Below are 19,821 nucleotides of genomic sequence, written 5' to 3' on the forward strand. Positions count from 1 at the left end.
AGAGGGCGGTGCCAAGCTCGTAATGAAAAAACTATGCCACTACAGGATTCCCGCCTTCGCGGGAAAACGAGTGAGTACAAGAAAGCAATTGGAGAAAGAGTGCACTTATTAGCAGCCAAACCAGGGGGCTTTGTTGACGATGAAGGGATTGTCGATCTTGGGCAAACTCCTGCCGACTTAGTGATCCTGGCCGCTGCAGATAGTGTGCTCGGTGCGCTTGGCAGTGCCTTGGAGCAATTGTCTGCTCAGGAGGCGCCCTTACCTTCGGTTCGCCTTGCCAATTGGATGCAGTTGGTGAAACCTGCTGCGTACGATTTATACGAACACAAGGTACTTGATCACGCGAAAGTCGTTGTGGTGTCATTGCTCGGCGGCGAGCATTACTGGGCCTATGGTTTTCAGCGTTTACAGGACTGGTCACACGCCAAAAGTGGCCGAACCTTAATTGTTGTGCCAGGGGATGATGCGCAAGATCCTTCTTTAATGAAGGCTTCCACCGCGCAACCAGAAGACGGTCACCGGGTGTGGCGCTATCTGCGTGAAAGCGGCCAAAGCAACTCTCAGCAATTATTGTATTTCCTCGCGGATCGTTATTTTGATCGATCTTATCCATGGCAAGAACCAGCCCCTTTACCCAATGCGTTGATTTATCATGGGGGCAGTGCGTCTGGCTTTTTGCAATGGCATCGCCACTATGCTGACGGTTTGGCAGAGGAACGTCCTGTTGTTATCGTAGCTTTCTATCGATCCCATTTACAAAGTGGTAATACCGCTATGTTTGATGGCTTGATTGATGTCTTAGAGCAAGAAGGGTTGGTGCCGTTGGCCGTAGCGGTTAGCTCTTTAAAAGACGATGTGCCAGTGGGCTTGATCGAGTCGCTAGTAGAACGCACTCAAGCCAAGGTGATTCTAAACACCACAGGCTTTGCGGCCAATCGCGTCGGCAGTCCCGATCTGGCTTCAGAGCCGACGGATTTTCAATCGGCCTTTGCTGCTCCCATTCCGGTGTTGCAATTGATTCTGTCAGGCAGCACCGAAGAGGATTGGCAAGCACAAACCCAAGGTTTGCGCAGTCGAGATGTGGCCATGCAAATCGTTTTGCCAGAAATGGATGGACGCATTATTACGCGTACGGTCAGCTTTAAAGCCTTAAGTCATTACAACGACATCGCCCAAGTGGATTTGGTGCGTTATGAATTACACCAAGAACGTGCGCGTTTTGTCGCTCAGCTTGCCAAGCGCTTTACTCATTTGGCCTGCAAACCCAATCATCAAAAACGCATTGCCTTTGTGTTAGCCAATTACCCCACCAAAGATGGACGTATTGGTAATGGGGTGGGCTTGGATACGCCCGCCTCGGCAGTCAATTTATTAAAAGCGCTAGAGAGTGCCGGGTATCCGATTGAGAATATTCCCGCTCACGGTAATGCCTTGATTGAAGAATTGCTTGGCGCGGTGACCAATAATCCCAATACCTTGCACGAACGAGGCTGCTGGCAAAGCCTCGCCTTAGAAGACTATTTACAATATTTCTATCAACTGCCATTAGAGTGCCAGCATGCCGTTTGGGATCGCTGGGGGCCACCAGAAGACGATCATAAATGCCGCGAACAAAATGGCCAACGTCGCATTATGTTGGCGGGCATTCGCTTAGGGGAAACCTTTGTGGGGATTCAGCCCGCCCGAGGGTTTAACTTGGATATCGCTGCGAATTATCATGATCCCGATTTGATTCCCCCCCATAGTTATTTGGCGTTCTATTTTTGGCTGCGTCACGTTTATCAAGTGGACGCGTTTGTACACGTAGGTAAACACGGCAACCTTGAATGGTTACCGGGCAAAGGCACGGCTTTGTCGGCGTCTTGCTGGCCGGATATCGCCCTTGGCCCTATGCCGCATTTTTATCCTTTTATCGTGAACGATCCAGGAGAGGGCGCGCAAGCCAAACGACGCGCACAAGCGGTGATTATTGATCACCTGATGCCGCCCATGACCCGCTCTGAAACCTATGGAGACATGGCGGAGCTGGAAAATCTCGTCGACGAATATTACCAAGCCATGGGCATGGACATACGCCGAGAAACCTGGCTACGCGAACAGATCCTCAACAAAGTTCAAGAGTCCCATTTATTGGAAGAGCTTGTTGGGGTTGAAGCCAGCAATGATGATTCGGTCTTGGAAGGGTTAGACACCTATTTATGTGACATCAAAGAGGCGCAAATTCGCCATGGTTTGCACCGCTTAGGTGAATTACCAGAAGCCGATAAATTAGCCGATACCTTAGTGGCCTTGTTGCGTTTACCGCGGGGCAGCGATATGACCAGTCAAGGAATTCTTCATGGGTTGGTAAGCGACTTATCACTGGAGCAAGACGGATTTGATCCAATGAAAAGTGAGCGCGCACTATGGTTAGGTAATCGGCCTGAACTGTTAGAATCAGTGAGCCAATCGACTTGGCGAACCCATGCCGATACGAAAGAGCGTTTAGAGCTATTGGCTAAAGCGTTAGTGTTGAGTTACGTCATCGGTGATGAATCGGTAGATGAATTGGCCACAAGACTACCGCAAACAGCGGTGTTATTGGTCCACAGTAAACAGCGTCTGCTGGAGGCGTTGCGACAAAGTGCCCATGATGAAATACAGGCCTTATTGACTGGTTTAGCTGGTGGTTTTATTCCTCCTGGACCAAGTGGCGCACCAACCCGAGGTCGTCTGGATACGTTGCCAACGGGGCGTAACTTCTTCTCAGTGGACAATCGGGCGATTCCCTCCCCAGCAGCGTGGGCAATCGGTCAGCAATCGGCCGAAGCTTTAATCCAGCGACATTTGCAAGAGCATGGTGATTACCCGAAAGACTTGGGTTTGTCCGTATGGGGAACCGCCACCATGCGAACCGGTGGGGATGATATCGCTCAAGCCTTTGCCCTAATGGGCGTTCGTCCTATTTGGGCACCAGGGTCGAACCGTGTGACCGATTTTGAGATTCTATCCTGCATGCAACTCGGTCGACCTAGGGTTGATGTGACCTTGAGGGTATCCGGTTTTTTCCGTGATGCCTTTGCTAATGTGATGCGGCTGTATGATGCGGCGGTGCAAGCCATTGCGGAGTTTGAAGAGCCCGGAACGGGGAATGTAATTCGTGCTAATGTGCAAGCACGTAAAAGCAAGTTACTTGCTCAAGGCATGAGTGACGGGCAAGCCAATCGTCAGGCCACTTACCGTGTTTTTGGTAGCAAACCTGGGGCTTATGGTGCGGGGTTGCAAGGTTTGATTGACGAGCGATGTTGGGATACCAAAGCGGATCTTGCGGAAGCCTATGTGAACTGGGGCGGCTATGCTTATGGTTCCTATAGTGATGGCACTGATAAAGATAGTGATAATCATGGTATTAAGGTCCAGGGCGAAGGGGTAGAAGCGAAAGAAGCGTTTGTTGAGCGTTTGTCTCAGTTGGATGTGGTGGTGCAAAATCAGGATAATCGTGAGCACGATATTCTCGATTCGGATGATTATTATCAGTTTCAAGGGGGGATGACCAACGCGGTGACCACGTTTCGTGGGGAAGCCCCCAGTGTGTATCACAGTGATCATTCTAACCCCAGTTCACCCAAAATTCGTACTTTGAAAGAAGAGCTCAATCGAGTGGTGCGCTCTCGGGTGCTGAACCCAAAATGGATTAACGCTATGCAAACCCATGGCTACAAAGGCGCCTTTGAAATGACTGCCACGGTGGATTATTTATTCGCCTACGATGCAACAACCGATCTAGTAGCGGATTACCAATATGAGCAGGTGACCGATCGATTATTGCTTGATCCGGACAATCAAGCCTTTATGCGCGATAATAACCCCCATGCGCTTGAGGAAATGGGCGAGCGTTTGTTAGAGGCGATACAGCGTGGTATGTGGCAGAACGCTGAGGAATACCAGGAAAAAATTCAATCCTTGTTGCTTGATCTAGATCAGCAACAAGAACAACGTCAGTGATCTTGGGCAGAAGATCTCTTGTAACCTTGCTGGGTGGATTTAGACTACCACTAGCTGAGATGAATAAAGTAGAGAGAAATGATGAGTAATAAAAAACAGGCCAAAAAGGGCATTATGATTTGTGGTCACGGCAGTCGAGATAAAGACGCTGAACGTGAGTTTGGCCTTGTAGCAAAGGGACTTAAAGCGCGATACCCTGATATTCCGGTGGAATATGGCTTTCTGGAATTTTCTGCACCGAATATTCATATGGGCTTAGACAGTTTGGTGAATCAAGGTGTCGAAGAAATCTATGCCATACCGGGCATGTTGTTCGCCGCAACGCACGCCAAAAACGATATTCCTTCCGTTCTGACAACCTACGAAGAAAAGCACCCAGGTTTAAAAATAACCTATGGCCGTGAATTAGGGCTGCAGGACGACATGATCGAGGCATTTCAAGCACGTATTTATGAATCCCTGTGCTTGGACCCAGAAAACCCGCCCGAAAATCTTTATGACACTATGCTGGTGGTGGTCGGACGCGGTACGTCTGATACCTCTGCCAATGCTGAAGCAGCTAAATTAACGCGTATTGTCAATGAAAACATGGGGTTTGGTTGGGCGGATACCGTCTATTCTGGCGTAACTTATCCCTCTGTCGGAGTGGGTCTTGAGAAGCTACTGAAATTGGGTTTTAAGCGTATTGTCGTGGCACCATACTTCCTGTTTACTGGCCGCTTGATCAAACGGATTCAAGGCTATGTGAACAAAGTCGCCGAAGCAAACCCTGAGATCGCCTTCGTTCAAGCCCATTATTTAAGTGACCATACGAAAGTCATTGATGCATTCCAACATCGTGTGGAAGAGATCATGCAAGGGGAATTACAAACGGGTGAAGAAACGCTGATGAGCTCCTTTAAACGCCGCCTTGCCGCCGGGGAAGTAGATATCCACCATCACCATGCAGAATTTGTTGATCCACAAGATGACACCCAAGGTCCATCGGAGTTCGATACTAAGCACTTTACTAACTTAGTTCAGTCCTTGGATCACTCGGAGAAAAAGCACTCAGTGTTACTCAAACATCACGACCATTCTCATGGTCACGGTCACTCACACAGCCACGCACACGACCATTCTCATAGTCATGATCACTCTCATGGGCATTCCCACGATCACTCACATGGTCACAGCCATGGTGTCTATAAGCACATTGGTCACCCAATGGGGCCACGTACCATGATTGGCGAAGGGATTTGTTGCTGTTTTATGAGTCAGTTTACCGATGAGATTTTGGAAGAAGAGAAAAACAAAATCGACGGAGATTGCAGCAAAACGGCTTTTGCTCACCGTTGATCCTGCTAGCGAAAAACGCTTATTTAAACACGAAAAACCAGCCTATGAGCTGGTTTTTTTTGAGATAAAATGCACAAAAAGCACAGCCCTTCATTCCTTTCGAATAAAAAATTGCCAATATCGAACATTTTTTCCCCCTGAGCGTCCTATCAATTCATCTTTTCTTTAACCCGTTATCGTGACTCGTTTTTTTCTGACTTCATCTTTCGATTAGCGCTTAGTGAACAGGATTGCGCGCGCGTTTTGACGTTTTATTTTTTGATTATTTTTCAAACAGGCTTCACATCAATAAAATATAGTGCCATTATATGGAATTATAACAACAACAAATTCCATAATACGGAATTTTATAAGGTTAAGGACGTTGATATGCCAATAATTTCTATAGAGAAGCTTACTGATACTTACAAGAGCATTTTGTTAGCGAGAGGAATGCAACCTGAGTCAGCAGTGCGTCTTGCTGAAGGTTTTGTAGAAATGGCAAATGAAGGTATTTATTCCCATGGTATTAATCGATTCCCTGTTTTTATATCTCAGGTAGATAAAGGCCAAATTAAACTCAATGAAACGCCTGAATGTGTGAATAGTATGGGGGCTTTAGAACAATGGGATTGTCATTACGGTCCGGGGGTTTTGAACGGTTTAATTTGTGCAGATCGTGCTATGGAGCTTGCTCGCCAGTACGGTATTGGCATGGTAGGAATGCGTCATTCAAATCACTGGATGCGTGGTGGTTCTTATGTGCTGCGAATGGCCCGTGAAGGGTTTGCTGGTATTGCCGCCACCAACTCCACGGCTGTCATGCCTGCATGGGGGGGGAAAGATCATCGCTTAGGGACTAACCCTCTTATTATGGCGATTGCCGGAGACCCCCCCGTTCTTGTCGATTGCTCTATGTCTCAATATTCCTATGGTCAACTTCAGAACTATGTCTTAGCAGATAAAGAGCTGCCAGTGATTGGTGGTTTCGATAATGCTGGTGAGTTAACGAAAGATCCACATGTGTTGTGGAAAAACAAACGCATTTTGCCCATGGGGTTCTGGAAAGGCTCTTCCATGTCGATTGTTTTAGACATGATGCTAACCGCTATTACTGGCGGACATTCCGTCCCTGCGCTTACTGAAGATATGGGGGGGGAGTTTGGCGTGTCTCAATTTCTTATTGCCATAGACCTTAGTAAAACCATCGACGCTTCCCAGTTTTCAGCAGAAATGAAACGGATTAGAGAATATGTCTTGGCGTCTGAACCTGCAGAATCCGGTACCGTGCAGATTGCTGGTAGCAGTATTGAAAGGTACATAGAGAAACACAGAGAAGCAGGCGGTATTGAGATTCATGAGCAAATTTGGGAGCAAATCCAAGCATTGCTGAGTTGATAAAACGAGTTTCCAGAGGCTTTCACCATGATAAAAATAATTAAATGGATGTGGCAATGCATAGATGTGATTATTACCGTGATTCTCGCTTCTATGATTGTTTTAGTATTTACCAATGTGGTTCTTCGTTATGGTTTTTCATCAGGACTTAGAGCCTCGGTAGAGCTTTCTAGACTGTGTTTGGTTTGGATTGTTTTACTCGGTGCTGCCGTTGTTTTACGTCGCGGTGAGCACCTTGCCATTGCAGAATTTTCTGAGCGATTTTTTCCGAGCGCTGTGCCGATTCTTAATCGCCTAATTTGGGTCGTTATATTTATTTCATCAGGCATGTTGTTCTTTGGTGCTTTCAATCAAACGATGGCAAATTGGGACAACATCTCTCCTCTTACGGGTCTTCCTACCGCCTTATTTGCTTTGGCTGGTGTGATCTCTGGGTTATTAATTGCGTTAATTTCTTTGGTGCGGATATTCAACCCTCATTGGTTAATGGATAGGGAGGATCAAGAATGACGCTGACCATTTTTCTTGTGGTGCTTATTGGCTCGATTTTACTAGGGCTCCCTGTGTCATTTGCACTCTTATTATCCTCCATGGCACTTATGCTTCATATGAATCTTTTTAGTGCTGATATTTTATCTAATGCTCTTATTAGTGGTGTGGATAGTTTTACTCTCTTGGCGATTCCTTTCTTTTTAGTTGCTGGTGAGGTGATGTCAATCGGTGGCTTGTCTATAAGAATCGTGCGTCTCGCCAATGCGTTTGTTGGTCATCGTAAAGGTGGTTTAGGTTATGTTGCTATTCTAACATCTATTTTATTAGCGGGGTTATCTGGCTCCGCCGTTGCGGATGCTGCAGCACTTGTGAGCATTCTCTACCCTATGATGAAAGGCGCAAAATACCCTGAAGGATCGTCTATTGGATTGCTTGCTTCTGGCGGAATTATTGCTCCCGTTATTCCTCCTTCAATTCCTTTAATTTTAATTGGTGTTGCTGGTGGCATATCCATTAAAAACTTATTTATTGGCGGGATTGTCCCTGGTTTTATTATGGGTGGGACGTTACTTCTAATGTGGTTTTTCTTAGTAAGAAAAGAAAATCTAAAGGTGGAGGTGAAAGCATCTAAACAAGAGAAGTTAGCTGCCCTTAAAGAAGGGATTTGGGCACTTTTTTTACCCATTATTATATTAGGCGGTATTCGTTTTGGAGTATTCACTCCTACAGAAGCCGCTGCGGTAGCAGCCGTTTATGCCATTTTCATTTCTACTTTTGTCTATCGTGAATTGACATTCCGCAAGCTGTATCTGGTGCTTGGCCGAGCTGCACGATCAACAGCCATGGTAATGTTCCTTGTTGGTTGCGCGATGGTGGCTGCTTGGTTAATTACCGTTGCCCAATTGCCTCAACAGCTTGCCGAATTACTGACACCACTTGTCGGCAGTCCACGTTTATTAATGGCCGTTATTATGCTGCTGGCTTTTTTAGTTGGCATGGTGATGGATTTAAGCCCAAGTATCTTGATTCTGGTGCCATTACTTATGCCGGTTATTAAATTGGCAGGTATTGATCCTGTGTATTTCGGATTAATGTTTGTTATTAATACTTCCATAGGTCTCATTACTCCCCCCGTTGGTAATGTTTTAAATGTTGTTTGTGGGGTCTCTCGGGTGCCAATGTCTGCTTCCTTAAAAGGCGTACTTCCCTTTATAGGAGCCTATGTATTGTTACTTATACTATTTATTGTATTTCCTGGAATTATAACTATTCCAATGAAGTTAATTGTTGGTTGAAATCAAAAGGAGAAAATAATGAAAATAATTAAATCTTGTTTGAAATATTTGAGTGTTGTTTCATTGATGACATTAACTGTTTTTTCTAGTAATTCGATGGCGGATATAACGTTTAAATTGGCTCATTCAGCGCCTAAGTCAGATCTGCAACAAACAATGTCTCTTTACTTTAAAAAAGAAGTTGAAAGTCGTAGTCATGGTGATATTAAAGTTAATATATTCCCTCATGGTCAACTTGGTACCGATTCTCAACTGATTCAGGAAACTCGATTAGGCGTTATTGCCTTTTCCATTGTCGGTTTGAATAATTATTCTGGACTACTACCAGAGTCTTCTGCTTTTACCCTACCATTTATGTTTCCTAATCGAAAAACCGCCTATAAAGTTCTGGACGGAAAAGTGGGGCAATCTGTTTTAAAAAGTATGGAGCAGTTTGGTATTAAAGGGCTTGGTTATCCTGAAAACGGTTATCGAAATATTACCAATAATCGAGGCCCCATTCGTGAACCGAGCGATCTTAAGGGATTGAGAATGCGAGTGAATGGTTCTAAAGCATTGAATGATATGTTTGCTCTTTTAGGGGCTAACCCAACTCAAATTCCCGCATCCGAGCTTTATAATGCATTAGAAACAAATGTTGTGAATGCTCAAGATCAACCTATTCCAGTAACCCTTTCTTATAAGCTTTATGAAGTTCAAAAGTATTTAAGTCTTACTCAGCATGCGTATTCACCATTGGTTTTTGCGATGAACTTAAATAAATTCAATAGCTTAAGCCCTAAAAATCAAAAAATTATTATGAGTGCTGCAAAAGATGCGATTGCTATGCAACGTAAGTTAAGTGTTGATAAAGAGGCCAAAATGATTGCCGAGTTAGAAGCGAATGGTATGAAAGTCAATCGTGATGTCGATACTGCGGCATTTAGAAAGGCAGTCAAGCCCGTTTGGAATGCCTTTATTAAGCAATACGGTGACAAAATGGTGAACGAAATTTTAGCAGCATCAAAACAATAAAAAAGTGCGGGGTTTGATGGGAAACATCTTAATTAAGCCCTGTATTTGATCTTGTATCTTATTGAGCGTCAAGAATCGATTTTCGTGAGGGAATCATTATGTATCAAGCATTAAAAGAGCGGGTTTTAAAGGCCAATTTAAAGCTTCCTGAATATGGTTTAGTCACTTTTACCTGGGGTAACGTGTCTGAGATAGATCGTGATAAAGGCATTATTGCGATTAAGCCATCGGGTGTAGAGTATTCGAAAATGACTGTCGATGACATTGTTATTGTTGATCTCGATGGTAAGCAAGTGGAAGGGCATCTAAATCCTTCCAGTGATACACAAACTCACATTGAGTTGTATAAAGCGTTCCATAGTATTGGTGGCATTGTCCACACTCATTCCCGACATGCGACAGTTTGGGCTCAGGCGGGGCTGGATATACCCGCATTGGGAACAACGCATGCTGATTATTTTTACGGTGATATTCCTTGTACTCGTCAGCTCTCAGCGGCTGAAATTGCTCATGATTATGAGAAAAATACGGGGCTTGTTCTTATTGAAGAGTTCACTAAAAGAAACCTTGATGCCGCCGCCATTCCTGGTGCGGTTGTTTCTGGTCATGCGCCTTTTTCGTGGGGAAAAGACGCGTTTGATGCGGTTCATAACGCCGTTGTGTTAGAGGAAGTGTCAGCCATGGCCATCGCAACTCGCTCCTTAAATATCGGAGTGAAAGTCCAAGAGGAATTACTGGATAAGCATTACCTGCGTAAACATGGCAAAAATGCCTATTACGGCCAGAAATCGTAGGAAGTCAGAGATGAACTATTTTATTGGATTGGACTCTGGTGGAACCTTTATGAAGGCTGCCTTATTGGACCGTTCTGGTCATCAAATTGCTATAGCAAAGGTGTCTGCGAAAGTTATTAATAGTAAGCAGGGATGGGTTGAGCGAGATTTAGATGCCTTATGGGATGATGCTAAGGCGGCTATTTCAAAACTATTAACGGCAACAGATATTAATGTTGATGACATCAAAGGTATTAGCATTTCCGCACAAGGTAAGGGGGTGTATTTACTTGATAAGAATCACCGTAATTTACGAAATGGTATCTTGTCTTCCGATTCTCGATCTCTTGATATCGTGAAAAGATGGCAGGCGGAAAAGCTTCCTGAAAAGATTTATCCGCTTACTCTACAAACCTTATGGACAGGTCATCCAGTTTCCATTGTTCGTTGGCTAAAAGACTATGAACCGGAAAATTACGATCAAATCGGTGCCATATTAATGGCTCACGATTATATTCGTTTTCGATTAACTGGTGAGGTGTACGCTGAGTTAACCAATATCTCTGAAAGCAATTTCTTCAATGCCAATACAGGAAATTATGATGCTGAACTACTGGCCTTATTTGGAATTGATGAGGTGTTTTCCGCTCTCCCTCCTATTATAAAACCTGATCAGTTAGCGGGTTATGTTACGCCAGAAATAGCTCGTGAAACAGGTTTAAAAGCGGGGACGCAGGTATTTGGTGGACTATTTGATGTGGTGTCAACAGCCGTTTGTTCAGGCATCGATGATAGTGCGAATTCACTTAATTATGTGATGGGAACCTGGTCCGTTACTTCCGGCATTGCAGATAATATTCCGCCTTTAGATTACCGCTATGTCTATGGTCATTATGTGGTTGATGGACAATATATTATTCACGAAGCCAGTCCCACATCAGCAGGCAATTATGAATGGTTTGTCGATTATTTGGGCCAAAACGGTGAGTTTAACCATCAAGAAAATGAAGCATTAGTGGCTGCTTTAGAACCAGCAAGCAGTGATTTGTTTTTTGTTCCCTTTTTGTATGGATCGAATATGGGGCTGGGTCTAAAAGCAGGTTTTTATGGGTTGCAGGCGCACCATTCAAAAGGGCAATTGATTCAAGCAATCTGGGAAGGCATTTTATTTTGTCACAATGTGCATTTAGACCGAATGCGAGTGCGTTTTCCTGATGCTACCTCCCTTCGAGTTGCAGGTGGGTCAACGGTATCAAATGTATGGATGCAAATGCTTGCGGATCTTACTGGAATGTCGATTGAAATTCCTTGCATAGAGGAAACAGGCTCTCTTGGTGCCGCTTTGGTTGCCATGGCCGGTGCGGGTGAATACCCGTCTATTCAAGCGGGTTTTAAGGCAATGCACGTCGATATAAAGCGCTTCCATCCTAACACGTCTCACTACGAACAATACCAGCGAAAATATCGTCGTTATTTGCAGCTTGTCGCCTTTTTTAAAGCATTTGAGGAGCAAAAATATGACTAAACCATTATTGCAAATGGCATTGGACTCAACCGATATAGACACCGCTTTTGAGTCCGTCTCGCGTGTTGCTGAGCAATTAGACGTGATTGAAGTCGGCACTATCTTAGCGTTTGCCGAAGGCATGAGCTGCGTGGCAAAAATGCGTAAAAAGTACCCGAATCACATTATTGTGTGTGACATGAAAGTGACCGATGCCAGTGCCATTTTAACAAAGTTGGCATTAGAAGCGGGAGCTAATTGGGTAACCGTCAGCGCTGCAGCACACATTGAAACCATCAGGGCTGCGAAAAAAATAGCAGATCAACATCAGGGTGATATTCAAATAGAGCTATACGGTCATTGGACCTTAGAGGACGCCAGAGCATGGTATGATATGGGGGTAACTCAAGCCATTTATCATCGTTCTCGAGACGCAGAACTTGCAGGCGTTAGCTGGACAGATCAAGATCTTAACAAAATGCAGCAGCTCTCAGATATTGGTATTGAGTTATCCATTACAGGTGGAATTGAGCCCGCAGACTTATCTTTATTCAAACACATTAAAGTAAAAGCCTTTATTGCTGGTCGAGCATTAGCGAGCGATGAAGGCTTGGTTGTTGCAGGTTCATTTCATAATGAAATATCTAAATTCTGGTAGGTCTTTTTTATGAGTGAGCAAATTAAGTCATTAATCAAAGCATTAAATGTGTTGGAGTTTTTAGGAAAGTTTCCAAATGGCACGTCTTTGAATCATATATCTGAGACGCTGAAGATGACGAAATCTTCCGTCCATCGAGTGCTCTCAACTTATGAAAGCGAAGGCTATGTGACACAGCTTTCAAGTGGTGGCGATTATCGACTGACAATGAAGTTGTTACATGTTGGGCAAAGTGCTTTGAATTCTGATGTTACTGGCTATGTAAAGCCTCATTTAACCAACTTACTAGCTTCCGTGAATGAAACAGTGAATTTTTTAGCCTTCGATGGAGACAATATTATCTTTAAAGATAAGTTAGAACCCAAAGATGCCTCTTTTAGAACCCGTACCTACGTGGGGTTACATTCCCCTGCTTATTGTTCGGCAGCTGGTAAATGTTTTTTAGCCTTTGCGAATGATCAAGTTCGTGAAGCGTATTGGCAGCGAAATGCCAATACGATGGAGCAGTTAACCGAAAATACCATCTTGGAAAAAGAAGCATTTTTCCAATCTCTTGACCAAATTCGTGAACGCGGTTTTGCGATTGATGATGAAGAAAACGAAGCCGGAATCTCTTGTGTGGCAAAGCCTGTTTTTAATAAAGAAAAAATGCCGATTTATGCCATCAGTATTTCGTCATTAACACCAAAAATGAATCGACTGGGTTTTGAAAATCTAGCCAAGCGTTTGGCCATTACCGCGCTTGAAATCGAAGATACTCTTTTTTGAGGCAATAGGATGATCCATTTTAATAAAAAATTTCGCTTAGGTATCTATGAAAAAGCCTTACCTGTTGACCTGTCTTGGCGGGAAAGGCTCTCTAAAGCTAAAGAGTTGGGTTTTGATTTTGTTGAAATATCAGTGGATGAAACGGACGATCGGCAGGCTCGGCTTGACTGGTCAGACCAAGAGATTTATGCACTACGGGATGTCTGCATAGAACAGGATATGCCTTTGCACTCTATGTGTTTAAGTGCTCATCGTAAATACCCATTTGGTTCAATGGATGACTCGGTACGTGACAAGGCTTTTGAGATCATGGAGAAAGCCATCGCACTGGCCTATAAATTGGGGATCCGTTGTATTCAGATGGCGGGTTATGATGTGTATTACGAACCTCAATCTCAGGCAACCCATGAGCGTTTTGTTGAGGGCATGCAAAAAGCCACTAAGATGGCAGAGCGTGCTGGTGTTTTGCTGGGTGTTGAAATCATGGATACGCCTTATCTTAACTCACTTAGCAAATTTGAAGTACTGAAACAAAAAATACCTTCCCCTTATTTCATGGCCTATCCCGATGTCGGCAATATTTCGGGATGGAATCATGATGTACCGACAGAACTTAAATTATCTCATCAACATATTGTTCAAATTCACTTAAAAGACACATTAAGAGTCTCCCCTGACAGTAAGGGGCAGTTTCGCGATTTAGTGATAGGTGAAGGACAAGTGGATTTTTATACGATTTTTAAAACCCTTGCTGAAATAGATTATGCCGCTCCATTTGTTATTGAAATGTGGGCTCAAGACGACAGCTGGTTTGAAAATATTAAGATGGCAAAAGCTAAGTTAGAAAAAATAGCCAGTGAGTCGGGACTTTCATTTAGTTAATTTATAGTAAGAATGCCATGATTTAAACCGTTTAAAAGCCATAAAAATAAAAAAATAACACACCTAGCATAGTAAAGGCTGTGTTCTAATTGAGGTTTTCAAATTATGAATACGCAAAGTAATCAGGATATAAAGCATTCGTTATTACAATTTCAAAATATAACGAAACGTTTTTCTGGTAATACCGCTGTAAATGACGTCTCCTTTGATGTTTTCTCACATTCTGTTGTTGCTTTGTTAGGTGAGAATGGGGCAGGAAAATCCACTTTAATTAAAACGTTAGCAGGTATTCATAAGCAAGACGAAGGTCATATTTTGTTTTGTGGTCAACCTCTTAATACCAAAGAAATTCGATCTACAGATATCGCTTTTATCCATCAAGACCTTGGGCTAGTGGATTGGATGACGGTATCAGAGAATATGGCTCTTTCAATGGGATATTGCATGAAGATGGGTTGTATCGATTGGAAAGCTACCGATGAACGCGCCGCGCAAGCATTAGCTATGGTCAATGCAGATATCCATCCAAACACTCGTGTTTTTAATCTTTCCCGTTCCGAACAGTCTCTTTTAGCAATTGCGAGAGCCGTTTATTGTGACGCTAAAGTATTGGTCCTTGATGAGCCTACTGCCAGTTTGCCAGCTGCTGATGTCGAGCTTTTATTTAGCGTCATTAATCAGTTACGCGAAAAAGGGGTAGGAATGATCTATGTCTCCCATCGACTTGATGAAGTGTTGGAGATATCTGATCGTCTTGTTGTCATGCGTGACGGTAATCTAGTCGCAGAAAAGGAAACACAAGGTGTTTTAGCCGATGAATTGGTTGAAATGATCGTCGGGAACAGTCAAAAAACCTTCCATCCTATTGAGGTAAAAGCCGATGCTCCTGTTTTATTAAAGGTGTCTAATTTAGATCTTGGTGAGATTGGTCCTATTTCTTTTGATTTGAAAAAGGGCGAGATACTTGGGCTGATTGGTCTTCGTGGGGCAGGGCAAGAAGAAACAGGGCGAGCTTTGTTTGGTGATCATCCCATTTTGTCCGGCGCCGTTTATCTCAATAGTAAGCCATTAAACGTGAAGGAACCGGCTTTAGCGATTAAAGCGGGTATTGGGTTTGTTGCAGGCGAAAGAAATGAAAACCTTGCCATGTCTATGACAGTGACAGAAAACCTATATTTAAACCCATTATTAAATGACGATACTTTCTTTACTTTAAATTCCCACGATAAAGAATTTTCTAATGCCTATTTTTTAACGGAACGTTTTGATGTACGTCCTAATAACCCAGATGAAACCATTGAAAACTTAAGTGGTGGTAATCAGCAAAAAGTCATTATGGCACGATGGCTGAATTTAAATAAGCCTGTTTTGATTTTAGAGGAACCAACAGCTGGGGTCGATGTGGGAGCAAAATCTGAGATTTATTCTTTACTAGAGGAGGCCGTTCAGGCGGGAACAAGCATTATTGTTGTTTCTACTGATTTTGAGGAGGTTGAAAAAATTTGCCATCGCTGTTGTGTTTTTAGTAAAGGAAAAATTATAAAGGAGCTAACTGGTGAAGCAATTACTTTCGCTAATATGTTAAAGACAGCGTCTGCTCAAGGTGAGTGAAATATACTCGTTGGTAAGTAAAAAAATAATAATATTATTCTAGGGGGTTCCATGAGTACTTCAATTAAATCAACGGCCTTAGAGCCAGATAATAGACACAATAAAGATATAGGGATGATCACACAAATAGGGCGTTATTTACCCGTTTATGGACTGCCTGTTCTGACATTACTCTTGATTATTTTGTTTTCAGTTTTATTGCCTAATACTTTTCCAACCGTTTTGAATTTAAGGTCAATTTTAAGTGATAAGTCGATTGTCGCCATTCTTGCATTGGCTGCGATGGTGCCGATGATCACTGGCAAAATTGACCTGACGGTAGGTTATGGCATTGTGCTTTGGCACATTCTTGCGATTAGTTTGCAAACGCAATTTGGTTTCTCTTGGCAAGCGGCAGTTGCCATTGTGCTTGTATGTGGGATGGTTTTTGGCTTACTAAATGGTCTATTAGTTGAAATGGCTAAGATAGACTCTTTTATTGCCACGTTAGGAACTGGCACGGTGATTTATGCCGTAGCGCTTTGGTATACAGGGGGGCGTCAGGTGATTGGTACCTTGCCTCAAGAGTTCTATGCCATTTCTGATTCTTTTGTTCTTGGTCTGCCTGCACCAACGTTTTATGTGATTGCGATATCAATCATTCTTTGGTTAGTGACTGAGTACATGCCTGTCGGACGTACTTTATATGCGATTGGTGCGAATCCTCGTGCTGCGGATTTGAATGGTATCCCTTCTCGAAAATATGTCATCAGTGCCTTTATAACCTCTGGCTTTTTAACCGCACTCGCGGGCGTCATCTTAGCAGCTAAATTGCGTATTGGTCAGGCTAATGTTGGCGCTGAGTTTCTTCTTCCTGCATTAGTCGGCGCTTTCCTTGGTTCAACGACCATACGTCCTGGACGGGTAAATGTGTGGGGAACGATTGTGGGGGTGGCCATATTAGCGGTGGGGATTTCTGGGATTCAACAGCTGGGTGGAGCTTTTTATATTGAGCCATTGTTCAACGGTGCAACCTTGCTTATTTCTATTGGTATTGCTGGCTACGCTCAGCGACGAGGAGGAAAAATCAGAAGGAAAATGAAAGGTAATACATAAGCATTCATCTATTTTGCAAGTCTCGGTTGCTTGTCTACTTCAACTATAACAACAAAAGAAACGGAGTTAAGCCATGAATAAATACATTGCTTTAGTGAAATCAAAGCTGTTCCTCGCGACGTTGTGCTTATCTATTGCTACTGTGCCTGCTTATGCAGACAGTTTCGTAGATATGGCAAAGGCAAAAGTAAAAGCAGCAACGGAGCCCTATAATCACTGGGATGGTCCAACGACAGGACCCAAAGCTGTACCGAATAAGATGATCGTTTATCTAGCGTCCGATATGCGTAACGGTGGGGTGTTGGGGGTGAGCGAAGGCGTCCAAGAGGCGGCAAAAGTCATCGGTTGGAAAGTCAGAGTATTGGATGGTCAGGGAACGGTTTCTGGTCGAACATCGATTTTTAACCAAGCTATTGCGTTAAAGCCTGATGCCATCATTTTAGGGGGCTTTGATGTCAAGGAGCAAGCAGCAGCAATCGAAACGGCAGCAGAGCAGGGCATTGTAATGGTCGGTTGGCATTCTGCACCTAAACCTGGCCCCATTCCATCCGAACACATATTTACTAATGTCACAACGGATGCTGATGATGTGGCGAAGATCGCAGCATATGCCGCTGTTGCTGGCTCTAATGGCAAAGCGGGGGTGGTTATTTTTACGGATTCAGCATACTCCGTTGCCATTGCGAAGTCAGATGCTATGGCAAAAGTGATTAAGCAATGTAAGGGTTGTTCTCTTCTCGCCGTTGAAGACACGCCTTTATCTGATACATCGTCGCGTATGCCACAATTGGCGACCTCTTTGTTACAACGCTATCAAGGAAAGTGGACATACTCTTTGGGAATCAATGACTTATACTTTGATTATATAGGCTCTGCCTTCGCGTCTTCGGGGTTGCCTAATAGTGAATTGCCAAAAAATATTTCTGCTGGAGACGGTAGTGAATCGGCTTATGCTCGCATTCGCAATCATATGTACCAGTCAGGTACTGTCCCTGAACCGCTTAACTTAGACGGATGGCAGTTAGTGGATGAGTTAAATCGTGCTTTTGCTCATCAACCTCCTAGTGGTTTTTCAACCCCTGTTCACTTAGTAACGTCCGCTAATATTTCGTTTGATGGCGGGAAACGTAATGTATTTGATCCTGATAATCACTATCGTGAGGCTTATACCGCTATTTGGAAATAGGCTTATTTCATAACCAAGCCTATCTAGATCGCTTGTATTAATAGATAGGCTGTTCTTGGTAAATGTATAACAGGCTATAAGGAGTCTCAACATGTCGATGATTGAGCAATATGACCAACGTATAAGCAACATCTTACTTAGCGAGTCTGTATTGGAGAAAGTGTGCACAGGTGCAGCATGGAGTGAAGGCCCTGTTTGGTTAGAAGAGGCTCAAACCCTGCTGTGGAGTGATATACCGAATAACCGAATTTTAAGTTGGAATGAGAAAGAAGGCATTCAGGTTTGGCTTGAGCCATCGAACTTTTCTAATGGGCATTATTTGGATTTAGAAGGCAACTTATTGCATTGTAGTCATGGTGGTCGCTCTATCGTTAAGGTGGACATAAAAACGAAGAAGATGATGACATTAGTCGACCGATATTTAGGAAAACGCTTAAATTCACCTAATGATCTTGTGGTGAAGTCAGATGGAACGATTTGGTTCACTGATCCGCCTTACGGTATTGTATCTAATGTGGAAGGCTATAAGGCAGAGTCGGAGCAAGATGGTAATTATGTTTATCGCTTTGATCCTGAAACGGCGGATTTGCAGGTTGTCTGTTCAACCATAGAAGAGCCAAATGGACTGGCTTTTTCACCAGATGAAGCTCTACTGTATATTGCTGATACCTCTGCCGCATTACGTAATGATGGAACAGGGAATCACCATATTAGGGTATTTGATGTTGTTAATCATCAAATGTTAGAGAATGAGCGGTTATTTGCAACGGTCACACCAGGTCTGGCTGATGGTTTTAGAGTGGATCATAACGGCTGGATTTATACTTCTTCTGCTGACAGCATTCAGATTTACCACAATGATGGCACCTTACTTGGAAAAATAATGGTGCCAGAAACCGTATCAAACTGTACTTTTGCTCGTGATAACACATCGCAGGCCAAGGTAACCCTATATATAACGGCAACCACATCGATCTATCGTATTCGGCTGAATACCGACATGGCGAGACGTGGGGCTAATTGACCAATAATTTGAGATAAGCTTTATGAATTTAGAAACCTATTACGGTGTCTTAAGGGATTTTAACGGTGGGCAATTTGATTCGATTAGCAAAGATTACCAAGCGATATGTCTTGCTCAAGATCAAATGATTGCCAGTTTACAATCTAAAGGTGCCAACGTTAAGGGGTGGAAAGTTGTTGAAGACAGCAATACTTTTATTATTTCGCCTATTTTTGATTTTCAAGTTATGGGCAATACGGGGGCGTGTTTTACAACTCAACAGGTAACGGGTTTTGAAGTTGAGTTGTGTTACCAAGTCACCGTCCCGGAGACCGATCAACTTGTTGATGCTGTTGTGTGTGTTAGCAAGCCAAAGGCCGCCATTGAAATTATGAGAGCAAAGGTAAATCCACTTAGCCATGTTGCCTGTGACTTCTTTTTTAACTATGGAATTATCGTGTCTGATGACGCAGTTGAAGGGGATTTCAAATTAAAAAATGACGCTGCTGGTATGTATTATGATTATTCGTCAACGGATAGAGACTTATTGGCTGAGAGGCAGCGTTTCTTAAAGCAAGGGCTCATTGAATGTGTCCGACGAGGTTATAAAGGAGAATTCTTTTTTATGACGGGTAGCCTAAATGGCATGTTAGAGGTCGATACTTGTTTTGGTACGAATAAAATTATGACGGTAGAGAAGGAGGTTATTTCTTTCGAAGTAATGTGATCGATATAAGATGGTGCATTCTAGGAAAATCTTTTTATTGCAGCAAAACGGCTTTTGCTCACCGTTGATCCTGCTAGCGATAAACGCTTATTTAAACATGAAAAACCAGCCTCT

At 43.4% G+C, this 19,821-nt stretch carries 16 protein-coding genes; all 16 read left to right on the forward strand.

Going from position 1 to position 19,821, the window contains the following annotated elements:
• Positions 1-99: 99 nt before the first annotated feature.
• Complete coding sequence (cobN, locus tag AC0VYI_RS07550; protein WP_475449798.1) at positions 100-3,984, forward strand: cobaltochelatase subunit CobN; 3,885 nt, start codon at positions 100-102, stop codon at positions 3,982-3,984.
• A gap of 81 nt (positions 3,985-4,065) precedes the next feature.
• On the forward strand, positions 4,066-5,322 hold the full coding sequence (locus AC0VYI_RS07555; RefSeq protein ID WP_475449800.1) for a sirohydrochlorin chelatase: 1,257 nt from the start codon (positions 4,066-4,068) through the stop codon (positions 5,320-5,322).
• 369 nt (positions 5,323-5,691) lie between these two features.
• Positions 5,692-6,699 carry a 3-dehydro-L-gulonate 2-dehydrogenase gene (yiaK, locus tag AC0VYI_RS07560; RefSeq protein ID WP_475448388.1) on the forward strand — a complete coding sequence of 336 codons (1,008 nt, stop codon included), beginning with the start codon at positions 5,692-5,694 and terminating at the stop codon, positions 6,697-6,699.
• A 27-nt stretch (positions 6,700-6,726) separates the two neighbouring features.
• Complete coding sequence (locus AC0VYI_RS07565) at positions 6,727-7,209, forward strand: TRAP transporter small permease (RefSeq protein WP_475448389.1); 483 nt, start codon at positions 6,727-6,729, stop codon at positions 7,207-7,209.
• A complete protein-coding gene (locus AC0VYI_RS07570; RefSeq protein WP_475448391.1) occupies positions 7,206-8,486 on the forward strand; it encodes a TRAP transporter large permease subunit in 1,281 nt (426 codons plus the stop codon). Before AC0VYI_RS07565 ends, AC0VYI_RS07570 begins: the two co-directional genes overlap by 4 nt.
• Before the next feature lie 18 nt (positions 8,487-8,504).
• Positions 8,505-9,500 carry a DctP family TRAP transporter solute-binding subunit gene (locus AC0VYI_RS07575; protein WP_475448393.1) on the forward strand — a complete coding sequence of 332 codons (996 nt, stop codon included), beginning with the start codon at positions 8,505-8,507 and terminating at the stop codon, positions 9,498-9,500.
• A gap of 98 nt (positions 9,501-9,598) precedes the next feature.
• Positions 9,599-10,294, forward strand: a complete 696-nt coding sequence (locus tag AC0VYI_RS07580) for an L-ribulose-5-phosphate 4-epimerase (protein WP_475448394.1) — start codon at positions 9,599-9,601, stop codon at positions 10,292-10,294.
• Positions 10,295-10,304: 10 nt separating this feature from the next.
• The gene (locus AC0VYI_RS07585) at positions 10,305-11,798 is read left to right on the forward strand and encodes an FGGY-family carbohydrate kinase (protein WP_475448396.1); all 1,494 of its coding nucleotides are present in this window, start codon (positions 10,305-10,307) and stop codon (positions 11,796-11,798) included.
• Complete coding sequence (locus AC0VYI_RS07590) at positions 11,791-12,435, forward strand: 3-keto-L-gulonate-6-phosphate decarboxylase UlaD (protein WP_475448398.1); 645 nt, start codon at positions 11,791-11,793, stop codon at positions 12,433-12,435. The genes AC0VYI_RS07585 and AC0VYI_RS07590 overlap by 8 nt, the downstream gene beginning before the upstream one ends.
• 9 nt (positions 12,436-12,444) lie before the next feature.
• Complete coding sequence (locus tag AC0VYI_RS07595; RefSeq protein ID WP_475448400.1) at positions 12,445-13,203, forward strand: IclR family transcriptional regulator; 759 nt, start codon at positions 12,445-12,447, stop codon at positions 13,201-13,203.
• 9 nt (positions 13,204-13,212) lie between these two features.
• Positions 13,213-14,085, forward strand: coding sequence for an L-ribulose-5-phosphate 3-epimerase (locus AC0VYI_RS07600; RefSeq protein WP_475448402.1), 873 nt, complete (start codon positions 13,213-13,215; stop codon positions 14,083-14,085).
• Between the two features lie 105 nt (positions 14,086-14,190).
• The gene (locus tag AC0VYI_RS07605; protein ID WP_475448404.1) at positions 14,191-15,696 is read left to right on the forward strand and encodes a sugar ABC transporter ATP-binding protein; all 1,506 of its coding nucleotides are present in this window, start codon (positions 14,191-14,193) and stop codon (positions 15,694-15,696) included.
• 51 nt (positions 15,697-15,747) lie between these two features.
• Entirely contained in the window at positions 15,748-16,791 is a 1,044-nt protein-coding gene (locus tag AC0VYI_RS07610) for an ABC transporter permease (protein ID WP_475448406.1), read from the forward strand.
• Between the two features lie 73 nt (positions 16,792-16,864).
• The gene (locus AC0VYI_RS07615) at positions 16,865-17,977 is read left to right on the forward strand and encodes an ABC transporter substrate-binding protein (RefSeq protein WP_475448408.1); all 1,113 of its coding nucleotides are present in this window, start codon (positions 16,865-16,867) and stop codon (positions 17,975-17,977) included.
• A gap of 91 nt (positions 17,978-18,068) precedes the next feature.
• A complete protein-coding gene (locus tag AC0VYI_RS07620) occupies positions 18,069-19,001 on the forward strand; it encodes an SMP-30/gluconolactonase/LRE family protein (protein ID WP_475448410.1) in 933 nt (310 codons plus the stop codon).
• Between the two features lie 22 nt (positions 19,002-19,023).
• Positions 19,024-19,707 carry a hypothetical protein gene (locus tag AC0VYI_RS07625; RefSeq protein WP_475448412.1) on the forward strand — a complete coding sequence of 228 codons (684 nt, stop codon included), beginning with the start codon at positions 19,024-19,026 and terminating at the stop codon, positions 19,705-19,707.
• Positions 19,708-19,821: the final 114 nt, after the last annotated feature.

The organism is Marinomonas sp. 63XJN7_9_ISO-PGPR-S23-217 (assembly GCF_056173515.1).